The organism is Alcanivorax sp. (genome assembly GCF_002733835.1).
In the GTDB taxonomy this organism is placed as follows: domain Bacteria; phylum Pseudomonadota; class Gammaproteobacteria; order Pseudomonadales; family Alcanivoracaceae; genus Alcanivorax.
Genome location: NZ_NVWY01000035.1, coordinates 49,963 through 60,826, shown reverse-complemented (window position 1 = coordinate 60,826; position 10,864 = coordinate 49,963). Strand labels below are relative to the sequence as shown.

The 10,864-nt window shown below is 59.1% G+C and carries 7 protein-coding genes; 3 read left to right on the top strand and 4 right to left on the bottom strand.

The genetic code is table 11. The annotated features are described in order from the left end of the window. Window positions 1-206 precede the first annotated feature (206 nt). A complete protein-coding gene (locus COA55_RS13420; protein ID WP_290502572.1) occupies window positions 207-830 on the bottom strand; it encodes a tRNA-(ms[2]io[6]A)-hydroxylase in 624 nt (207 codons plus the stop codon). Between the two features lie 123 nt (window positions 831-953). Further along, complete coding sequence (locus tag COA55_RS13415) at window positions 954-2,627, bottom strand: cytochrome c (protein ID WP_290502571.1); 1,674 nt, start codon at window positions 2,625-2,627, stop codon at window positions 954-956. A 413-nt stretch (window positions 2,628-3,040) separates the two neighbouring features. On the opposite strand from COA55_RS13415, the gene COA55_RS13410 reads away from it, so the two are divergent. Both COA55_RS13410 and acnB read left to right on the top strand, forming a co-directional pair. Further along, window positions 3,041-3,949 (top strand): lysophospholipid acyltransferase family protein, encoded by a 909-nt coding sequence (locus COA55_RS13410; protein ID WP_290502570.1) that lies wholly within the window; start codon window positions 3,041-3,043, stop codon window positions 3,947-3,949. Window positions 3,950-4,146: 197 nt separating this feature from the next. Next, window positions 4,147-6,747, top strand: a complete 2,601-nt coding sequence (gene acnB / locus COA55_RS13405) for a bifunctional aconitate hydratase 2/2-methylisocitrate dehydratase (RefSeq protein WP_290502569.1) — start codon at window positions 4,147-4,149, stop codon at window positions 6,745-6,747. A gap of 142 nt (window positions 6,748-6,889) precedes the next feature. Here the strand turns inward: acnB and hrpB are convergent, their stop codons facing one another. Next, on the bottom strand, window positions 6,890-9,334 hold the full coding sequence (gene hrpB / locus COA55_RS13400) for an ATP-dependent helicase HrpB (protein ID WP_290502568.1): 2,445 nt from the start codon (window positions 9,332-9,334) through the stop codon (window positions 6,890-6,892). Between the two features lie 140 nt (window positions 9,335-9,474). Here hrpB and COA55_RS13395 point away from each other — a divergent pair, with 140 nt between their 5' ends. After that, entirely contained in the window at window positions 9,475-10,041 is a 567-nt protein-coding gene (locus tag COA55_RS13395; protein WP_063518661.1) for a hypothetical protein, read from the top strand. Between the two features lie 67 nt (window positions 10,042-10,108). On the opposite strand, the gene COA55_RS13390 is transcribed toward COA55_RS13395, so the two are convergent. Beyond that, window positions 10,109-10,846, bottom strand: coding sequence for an iron-containing redox enzyme family protein (locus tag COA55_RS13390; RefSeq protein ID WP_063518662.1), 738 nt, complete (start codon window positions 10,844-10,846; stop codon window positions 10,109-10,111). Window positions 10,847-10,864 lie beyond the last annotated feature (18 nt).

Genomic DNA, 10,864 nt, shown 5'->3' with positions numbered 1-10,864 from the left:
CAGGTTCAACAACCGCCGAGAGGATATCTACAAGCGGCTGCTGAAACTGCTCAGGGAGCGTCCAATTGAGTGATTTGCTTCCTAAGACCCTAATTAATAGCTCGCGGATTGATGTTTCACCCCTTAAACGCAAGAGGCCGCGCCCAAATTATGGGCGCGGCCTCTTGCGTTTAAGGGCTCACAGTCGTTGCTCGCGCAACTATTAATTATTCATTATTAACTATTAATTGCCTTGGAACGCCGGAATGAAACCGGAACTCATCATCCGGTGTTTCAATCAATTCCTGCTCTACCGCCTTGAAAAAATCCACCCGTTCCGTAATCGGCCCCTGGGCATATTGCTCGGCCAGTTTCAGATAATCCTCAAAGTGGCGCGACTCGCTTTTCAATAAATAGCGGTAATAGCGCCCCAACTCCGCATCCACATGGGGCGCCAGAGCGGCAAAACGCTCACAGCTACGCGCCTCGATTAGCGCCCCCACAATCATGGTGTCCACCAGGCGCCCCGGCTCAGAGGTGCGGATATGCTGACGCATCCCCTTGGCATAGCGCGCCGGCGTCATGTGGTCGTAGGTGACGTCACGCTGACGCATCAGCTGTACCACCTGCTCAAAATGCAGCAGCTCCTCGCGGGCCAGTTGGCTCAACGTATCCAGTAGTTCCGGGCGGTCCACATAACGAAACATCAGATTAATCGCCGTGCTGGCCGCTTTCTTCTCGCAGTGGGCATGGTCAATCAGCAGAATGTCCGGGTGCTCAAGGGCCCAGTCAACCCAGGCTGGCGGGGTCGGACAGGGAAGGAATGCATGAATATGACTGATATCGTGCATGAGACTCTCTCGTTCAGGGATCGGGAGTATAGCGCACGAGAGACGATCTGATGAATGCTGCGAGGCCCGTATCGGGCCTCGCAGTGTCAGTGGGTTTCAGGTAGCAGGTTACAGGGTAAAAGGTTACGGAGTAGAGGTACGGCTGAGCAGATATTCAACCAGTGCAGCACGCCCCTCCTCGGTTTGCAGCGTTTCATCCGCCACCGAACGCGGGAAGTAGAAACCGTGCGGGGAGTTGATCGGATTGCCCATCTCGTCCTCTCCACGCGCCGGATTGAACAGATTGTTCAACGCCTCGGCAGCGCTTTCTCCCGTGACAGAACCGTTATGCAGGAACTTGTCCTTACCTGCCAGCCCCAGCAAAAGCGGCTTGGCAAAGCCTCTTTCCTGCTGCCTCACACTGGCATCCAGGACAATCAGGGGGTTGTCATAATCCGGGGTGGGGCCTGCCAGCGTGGTCTGTACATCGCTGAGCGGATCCGGCCGGTCAATAATAGGCAGGATGTCATCATCGTAGTCCCGATAGAGCGTCGAGATCGACACAATGATATTGGCAACCGGATCATCCGGGTTCGGGGTATGGCAAGCCGCGCAGTTTGCCCCCTGTGGACGTGGATTGCGGAAGATCGCCTCCCCCATTGCCACTTTTGCGGGATCCAGACCCTCGGGCGCCGCCGGGGCCTGCAACTGGTCGGTATAGGACTTGAGCGCATTCAGCTTCTCATCAGAGACCCGCAGGCCTACAGGCCCTGCCGGGTCACCCGCGGTGATATCCGTCGTGTCGCTGCTGACCAGGGGGATCTGATCTTCCAACGCCATCCCCTCGGAGAGCACGCCAGAGTCTTCCAGCACTTGCTGATAGCGTTCCGCGATTTCATCCCCAACAGGCCCCGCCAGTACGTTAAGAAACGCCTGCCCTTCTTCGGTGAGCAGACTGGTCGGATCAAGGGCCACCGTGTACACCAGATTGTTGAAGTCATTCAGACGGGCAAAAGACCCACTGTGCCCCCACGGCGCTGACAAGTCGGTGCGGAAAAAGGGCGGCACGTAGGTCGCATTGCCGATGCCGTCCGGTGTCGCATCAAAGGAAGTCAGCGGGTAGTAACGAATGCCTGTGTCTTCGTTCACGCCTGTCAGATAGTCCCGGACAGCCTGATTGGTTGCCGCCACATCGCCGCCAGACGGTATCCCTGCGAAGTCGCCGTTGCCAATCGTCGCTCCCATCAATGAATCGAACTGAAGCTGTAACAAGGGCAGGTAAGCAACCGGATTGGCGGACGCCGCAAAAATGTTACCCACATCAATGCCTTCGGCGACCACACCATCGACCTGCACCCCGACGGAACCCGGACCGGCAAACCCTGCCGGCACCACCGAATCATCGGTTCTGGCGTGGCAGAGCGCACAACTCACCCCCACCTTGTCACCTCGGGCAAGGTCCAGTCCGTCACCCGGGTTGAAGGAGGGATCACTCCCCAGGGGCTTGCGGGTACCATCGGCCGCAAACGGAACCACCCCGATAACAGCCCCTTCATTGATGAGCGCCAGAGTCACCTGGGGGTTGTTCAGCACTGTATCCGCAGGATCCGCCCCCCCTTCGATCTGATCCAGCGCATCCAGTAGCGCGGATGCCGTGCCCGGACTGAGCGCTTCGACATTGACATTCAATCCCAGCGACAGCGCAGCCAGAGGGGTAACCCCGGCGCCGGCAATCCCCTGGGGCAGCTGCATGTAGTCTGTCCAGAAGCGCTGGTTACCGAAGGTTTCAAAGCGGAAAACGGTTTTCCCTTCAGCCACCGGGTCCTCTTCAATGACTACAGGGACGGGTCGGTCAATAAACTCTGTTGAGTCATCCCCACCACAGCCAGCAAGGATGAGCCCTGCCCCTGCAAGCAAGGCTGACTTTACCATGAGCGCCAGCGTGGCTGAGAAGTTGCCAGTAGAGGTTTTCAAACTGCGATGTTGTGATTGGCAAGGTGATGGAGCGGCGTCGCTGCCACCTTCTGGCGGACTGTTCTGTGCTGCCCTGGACTTCATACATTTCTCCCGGAGATGTGTACTGACGGGTCGATGCTGTGCCCCGGCTTGTGAGCGTCAGGTCAATCGCACAAAACCTTACAAAACATCACGCCCCTTGCTCATATGGATACTCAAAGAAGAAGGAGAAAGAATGCTGCGCCCTGGCGCTGAGCCCCTTATACTCTCCCGCCATGGGACGACGAACCAATCCGAAAACACAACGCATCAAAGGCATTACCGCCGTTACCGCACTGCGACTGATTGCCTGCCTGCCATTCGCACTCAATCGCTGGGCTGCCACCCTCCTTGGCAGGTTGATCGCCGCCTTCCCCACCGATGCTCGCCGGGTATCAGAAGTGAATCTGTCACTGTGTTACCCGGACCGGTCTGAACCTGAGCGGCGCAAGTTGGCTCGCGAATCACTGGTGGAAAGCATCAAGAACACCTTTGAAATTGCCCTGTTCTGGCGGCACCCCGACCAGGGACTGAAGCGTGTGGTCGCCGTTGACGGTGATGCCCCGCTCCGCCAGGCCGTGGTGGATGGCAAACCCATCATGATTTTGGCTCCCCACCTGGGATGCTGGGAGGTGCTCAATTTCTGGCTGGCCACCGAATTTGGACTGCACGCCATGTTTGCCCCCTCCGGACTGCCGGAAGTGGATGATCTGGTGCTCAGCGGCCGGGAACATTTTGGCTCCACCATGTACCCCACCACCGCCCGCGGCGTTGCTGGCCTGGTACGGGCCATGAAGAAAGGAGCCCTAACCGCCATCCTGCCCGATCAGGTTCCCGATCGCCGCAGCGGGCGCCACGCCCCTTTTTATGGCCAGCCGGCCTATACCGGGACACTGGCATGCAAACTGATCCGCCAGACAGGCGCCGTCACCTTCATGGCCTGGGCGCGCCGCCTGCCCGGCACCCAGGGCTACGAAATTCGGGTTCGGCCGGCTGACCCCGGCGTCGCAGATGAGGACCTGGATAAGGCTCTGACGGCCATGAACCGCTCCATCGAGCATCTTATCGACGAATCCCCCAGCCAGTACCTGTGGAGCTACAAGCGTTTCCGCCGCCCACCAGCCGGGGTCGACACGCCCTACTAGCGCTGCGCCCCTGCGTTTTCAGTGCCTCACCGTTTCAGTGATTACGAGTATTCACGCCATGAATGGTTGTAACCCCGGTTTGTCTTAACAATTGATGCCCATTCCGCTATACTCCGCGCGCAATTCCAACCCCCAGTAACACCCTAAAAGACTGATTTCCAAAAGAAATCAGCCAAGACGACGATGAGGGAAACGCTGTGCTAGAAGCCTATCGCAAACATGTAGAAGAGCGCGCCGCTGAAGGTGTGCCGCCAAAGCCGCTGACCGAACAGCAGGTTGCCGACCTGGTAGAACTGCTGAAGACCCCGCCGGCTGGCGAAGAAGAATTTATCCAGGACCTGTTCGTAAACCGCGTTCCACCGGGTGTGGACCAGGCCGCTTATGTTAAAGCCGCGTTCCTGACCGCGATCGTTAAAGGCGAAGCCAGCTCTCCCCTGATCGACCGTAAACGTGCCGTTCAACTGCTGGGCACCATGCAAGGTGGCTACAACGTTGCCACTCTGGTTGAAGCGCTGGACGATGCCGAACTGGCCGAAATCGCCGCAGATGAACTCAAGCACACCCTGCTGGTCTTCGATGCCTTCCACGACGTGGAAGACAAGATGAAAGCCGGCAACGCCAAGGCCAAGGAAGTGATCGAGTCCTGGGCCGAAGGTGAGTGGTTCACCAAGCGCGCCGACCTGGCAGAGAAAATGTCTCTGACCGTGTTCAAGGTCACCGGCGAAACCAACACCGATGATCTGTCCCCCGCCCAGGACGCCTGGAGCCGCCCGGACATCCCGCTGCACGGCAACGCCATGCTGAAAAATGCCCGTGAAGGTATTACTCCGGAAAAAGACGGCGAAATCGGCCCGCTGAGCCAGATGGAAGAACTGAAAGCCAAAGGTCTGCCCGTTGCCTACGTAGGTGACGTTGTGGGTACCGGTTCCTCCCGTAAGTCTGCTACCAACTCTGTACTGTGGCACTTCGGTGACGACATCCCGTTCGTACCGAACAAGCGTGCTGGCGGTGTGTGCATCGGTGGCAAGATCGCCCCCATCTTCTTCAACACCATGGAAGACTCCGGCGCTCTGCCTTTCGAGTGTGATGTTTCCAAAATGGAAACCGGTGACCAGATCGACGTTTACCCATTCGCTGGCAAGGTAGAAAAGAACGGCGAAGTGATTGCCGAATTCGACCTGCGTTCCCAGGTGCTGCTGGACGAAGTGCGCGCCGGCGGCCGTATCAACCTGATCATCGGTCGCGGCCTGACCACCAAGGCGCGCGAAGCGCTGGGTCTGGCGCCGTCCGAACTGTTCCGCAAGCCGGAGCAACCGGGTGATTCCAACAAGGGCTACACCCTGGCCCAGAAAATGGTCGGTAAAGCCTGCGGCCTGGACGGCGTTCGTCCCGGCATGTACTGCGAGCCGAAGATGACCACCGTGGGTTCCCAGGACACCACTGGCCCGATGACCCGTGACGAGCTGAAAGATCTGGCTTGCCTGGGCTTCCAGGCGGACCTGGTGATGCAGTCTTTCTGTCACACCGCCGCTTACCCCAAGCCGGTTGACGTGGAAACCCAGCACACCCTGCCCGACTTCATCATGAACCGCGGCGGTGTTTCCCTGCGTCCGGGCGACGGCATCATCCACTCCTGGCTGAACCGTATGCTGCTGCCTGACACTGTCGGTACCGGTGGTGACTCCCACACCCGTTTCCCCATGGGCATTTCCTTCCCCGCCGGCTCTGGTCTGGTTGCGTTTGCCGCTGCCACCGGTGTGATGCCGCTGGACATGCCGGAATCCGTACTGGTTCGCTTCAAGGGCAAGCGCCAGCCGGGCATCACCCTGCGTGACCTGGTACACGCCATCCCCATGCAGGCCATCAAAGACGGCCACCTGACCGTTGCCAAAGCCGGCAAGGTCAACGTCTTCTCCGGTCGCGTACTGGAAATTGAAGGCCTGGATGACCTGACCGTTGAGCAGGCATTCGAGCTGTCTGACGCGTCCGCCGAGCGTTCCGCTGCGGGCTGTACCATCACCCTGTCCGAAGACAGCGTGACCGAGTACCTGAAGTCCAACATCACCATGCTCAAGTGGATGATCTCCAACGGCTACGGCGACGCCCGTACCATTGAGCGTCGTATTCAGGGCATGGAAGAGTGGCTGGCCAACCCGAGCCTGATGCGTGCCGACGCCGATGCCGAGTACCACACCGTCATCGAAATCGACATGGACCAGATCAACGAGCCGGTACTGTGCTGCCCGAACGACCCGGACGATGCCAAGACCCTGTCCGACGTGGCTGGCGCCAAGATCGACGAAGTCTTCATCGGTTCCTGCATGACCAACATCGGTCACTTCCGCGCAGCCGGCAAACTGCTGCAGAAAGTGGAAAGCGGCACCATGCCGACCCGTCTGTGGATCGCTCCGCCGACCAAGATGGATCAGCACCAGCTCACCGAAGAAGGCTACTACAACATCTTCGGCAGCGCCGGTGCACGCACCGAGATGCCGGGCTGCTCCCTGTGCATGGGGAACCAGGCTCGCATCGCACCGAAGTCCACTGCGGTATCCACCTCCACCCGTAACTTCCCGAACCGTCTGGGTCAGGGTGCAGATGTGTACCTGGCATCGGCTGAGCTGGCGTCTGTGGCGTCCATCCTCGGCAAGCTGCCGAGCAAGGAAGAGTACATGGAGTATGCGAACACCATCGACTCCATGTCCTCCGAGATCTACCGCTACCTGAACTTCGACCAAATGGCCGAATACCAGGAAGTGGCAGACACCGTGAAGATCCCGGTTGCCCAGTCTGTATAACGACTGACTGACCGTTTCACGGAACCAAAAAGCCCGGCTTCGCAGCCGGGCTTTTTTGTGGGTGCTTCGCGACTAATCGGCACTGAGTAGGTCGGCTTAGGCCGAAGGCCGTAAGCCGACAAACCCCGAAAAATCAAAGCCCCTACTGCCCTAACCGGCGCTTGGTCAGCCTGGTAGCCTGTGCCTGCAGAGGATCTTCAGGCCATGGATGCTTGGGATAACGGCCACGTAAATCCTTGCGCACGGCCGCATAGTTCTCTGCCCAGAACCGCGCCAGGTTATCGGTAATCGCTGCCGGGCGCCCCGCCGGAGTGAGCAGGTGAACCGTGATCGCAAGCGCACCATCCGCTAGCATCGGCAACCTCTGCAAACCGAACAGTTCCTGCAACTTGGCAGCCAGCACCACATGCTCACCGGTGTAATCCAGATGCACGGTACGGCCGGTGGGAATGGTCACCGTTTCCGGCATCCATTGCTTCAGTTGGCGCTGCTGATCTATCGATAACAGGCCAGACAGCGCAGCCCCCAGAGGCAATTTTTTTAGATCCGCCACGCTGCGCATCCCCGCAAGGTAAGGCCCCAGCCACTGCTCCAGCCCGGACAGAAGCCCCGCATCACTCACATCCGGCCAACCCGCCTCTGGCTGCATCGCAGACAAGCGCAGAATACGCGCTTGCCACTGACGCCAACACTCCTCCCAGGGAAGCACCGCAAGCCCCAGGCTGCGGATGCCAGCCAACAGGCCGGCTACCTGCTGTTCATTGCTCAGTGACGCCAGTGGCTGGCTTTGCAGGACCAAATTCCCCAGCACCCGTTCACGGCGCCCGGTGACCCGCTGTTTTTCTGAGTCCCAACCAATGTGTTCCCGCCAACGGCCATGCTGCTCCAGAACAGAGTCAATCTCTTGATCAGTCAAAGGCCAGGCGAGGCGAATGCGCGCGTCTTTAGGCTGCCCATCCGTGTCCATGACCAGCAACCATTCCGTTCCCTGCAGGCTATCGTTGTCATGCAGGAACAGGCCCGGGCCATCGGCCATTTGGTAACGCCCCTGGCTACCGCTGCGCCGCCGGCTTATCTGCAACGCAAACACCGACGCCAGCAAGCCACCCATGCCATCGCGCCAGCCTTGCGGTGTCTGGTCGTTCCCGGCGTTAAGACGCTTCGCCTCGGCAAGCACCGTAGCGAAGCGTTGCGGATGATTCTCCAGCGCCTCCAGGCGCCGCCGTAAATCCACGCCCTCGCCGGCAAGGATATCCCGCTCGGAGAGCACCGCAACAAGCCGGGCCGCCGGCTCGGCTAGCCCGATCTCTTTGGCAGCAATCAACAGAAGGGCAAGAGATGGATCCACAGGGAGACGAGCAATGGCATCGCCCCGAGGCGTCAGCGACCCGCTTTGATCCAGCGCACCACCGCGCTGCAGGCGCTCCACCGCACTGTCCCAGGCGGCCTGCGGTGGCGCATCAAGCCATGGCATCTGTTGTGGATCACGGCAACCCCAGCGAGCCAGATCCAGCACTAGCCGGTCGAGCCCCACACGCTGAATTTCCGGCAATTGATAACGCGCCAACACATCCGCTTCGCCCCACAAGCGCAGGCTATGGCCTGGGCCCAGGCGCCCGGCCCGGCCGCTACGTTGCCGGGCGTTGGCCTCACTGATGCGGCGGGTCACCAAGCGAGTACGATGCCGGGCAGGATCATAGACCGGCTCGCGGGCGAAACCACTATCGACCACGTGGGTTACCCCGTCGATGGTCAGGCTGGTTTCTGCCACATTGGTCGCCAACACGATCAGCTGCGGCTCATTGGCTGCCAATTCGAGCACCCTCTGCTGTTTGTCCAGAGACAAACCACCATGAAGCGTGGCCACCGGTACCCGACAGCCCCGCTGATCCAGCTGACTGGCAACACGACGCATATCGCTCTGCCCGGGCAGGAAGACCAGCATCACCCCGGCGTCGCCGATCAGTCCCATCACCTGTTCCGCGCAATGGTTGCGCCAGTCCTGGCGGGCGGGCACCGGCGCATAGGCAACGGACACGGGGTAGCTCTGCCCTTCGCTACGCACCACCGGCGCCTGCAGAAGGGTTTCCAGCGGGCCGCAGTCCAACGTGGCGGACATCACCAGCAGGCCGAGATCGGGACGAAAAACCTCACTCGCCTCCAGAATCAGGGCCAGGCCAAGATCGGCGTTCAGAGAGCGTTCATGGAATTCATCAAAAATCACCAGGCTGACACCGGGGAGCTCGGGATCGTTGAGCAACATGCGGGTCAGTACCCCTTCGGTCACCACTTCCAGGCGCGTCCGGGCACTCACTCGGGTATCAGTACGGGTGCGGTAGCCGACCGATTGCCCAACGGCTTCTCCCCGTTGCGAGGCCATAAAAGTGGCCACCGAGCGGGCCGCCACGCGGCGCGGTTCCAGCATCAGGATTTTCCCGCGCTGGCCCCACTCACTGTCCAGCAGCGCCAGGGGTACACGGGTAGACTTCCCGGCCCCCGGCGGCGCCTCGAGAATGGCACGCCCGTGCGCCTTTAACGCCTGTAAAAGCGGGTTAATCGCCTGATCGACTGGAAAAACTGTTGCCATTCGTTACGTCCGTCGCCGTTTCGCCGTGACCACCGTCACGCTGGCACTTTTCATCACGCAGTAATGCTCGTGACGTGCAAAACCTATGCTATATTCTGCTCATATAGCTAATAATTAATAACTACGTCAGATAGTGATTTATGCTGAATGATTTGGGGATCCCTGAGCATCTAATCTGGAAACTGGACCAGTTTGACAACCACAAGCGGGCGGTCAATTTTATCAAACAGTTCCAGGAAACGCTGTGCGTTTACAGTGCACCAGTACAGCAGCTCTATACCAACTACGACATCTCATTGCCCGATGATGATGATCGTTCAATGATCATTTTACCCAACCCCTACGCGTACCACGATACGTTCAACAGCATTGGGGACCACAGTGTGCATGCCAGCGGCATGTATATCGTCCCCGGCGATCTTTTCGGTAAGGAAGGATTATTTCTGACCTTGCGCCTGCTGAAGTACGGCAAGCGCGTCATCAAGCCGGTACCGCTGAAAGTGGGCCTGTGGGCGTTGATGAAAAAAGAAACGAAGGAAGTCCCCTTTCTGCCGGTTATCACCAAAGGCGACCTGCGCGCCTTCCGCAAGGATTTTCCCTGCCTGCACCTGCATCGCATTCAACCATCCAAGCTGGTGGACCGGTCTGCCATGGAGATCAAGGCAATCCAGAAAGTGATTCGCGACAAGCTGAAAGTGTATATGTAGCAACGCCCGAGGCCTGACGCAGGACGCCTAACGGTAAAGGTCAGGCGCAAGCGTCAGGCATCCGGCTTCAAGCTTCCGGCGTTTGATAGCAATAATCCAGCGCCTGAATGTAATACTCCAGCCCACGCTGGGCCGCCTTGAAGGCGCGGTCACGGCTTTCCTGCTCTACACAGAGCAACTTCACCAACTCCATGGCCTCATGGGGGTGATCGTCGTCATAGGAGGCATGAGCTCTCAGCCAGGCCATGGAATGACGGTTAATCGTGGCGACCCCGTCTTCCTGATACGCCTTCATACCCTTGACCACACTCTGGCTCCACTCGCCCGTGGCCCACTCAATGGCCAGATTGGTGGCAGCAATACCTTCTTCCAGGCTGCCCTGGCGCCCCATGGTCCAGAGAAAATTGTTGACCGCATCCATTGCCGCGGGAGGCTCAACGAACTCAAGGTCTTCCAGTGTCAGGCCGAAACCCATGGCCCAGTCCTGGTACCAATAGGCGTGGCGCTGCTCAATCTTGATGTTGCCGATCAACCAGTTCTTGGCCTGCTCATGGCCCGGGAAGCGGCCAGGCCGGGTTTTCGCCAGGTTCAGCCCCATATACTTGGGGAAGTTTTCCACCAGCGGGTAGAAATTCAATAACGCACAACGGAAACGCGGCAGGCTCAGTTGCCCGCTGGCCATTTCCGCGAATACCGGGTGGTTAACAACCTTGTTCTTGAGGGGCACCAGGTCATCCCAGAACTGCTGGGCCCAAGGGGTATGCTCTGTCAGTTCGAGCGCTTTCTTATAATTTGCGGCACGCATTCGTCGTTCTCCATAACA

Bases quoted from the DNA above. Each gene is read 5' to 3' on its own strand.
- COA55_RS13410 (WP_290502570.1), top strand. From the start codon at position 3,041: ATGGGACGACGAACCAATCCGAAAACACAACGCATCAAAGGCATTACC.
- COA55_RS13420 (WP_290502572.1), bottom strand. From the start codon at position 830: ATGCACGATATCAGTCATATTCATGCATTCCTTCCCTGTCCGACCCCG.
- hrpB (WP_290502568.1), bottom strand. From the start codon at position 9,334: ATGGCAACAGTTTTTCCAGTCGATCAGGCGATTAACCCGCTTTTACAG.
- COA55_RS13395 (WP_063518661.1), top strand. From the start codon at position 9,475: ATGCTGAATGATTTGGGGATCCCTGAGCATCTAATCTGGAAACTGGAC.
- COA55_RS13390 (WP_063518662.1), bottom strand. From the start codon at position 10,846: ATGCGTGCCGCAAATTATAAGAAAGCGCTCGAACTGACAGAGCATACC.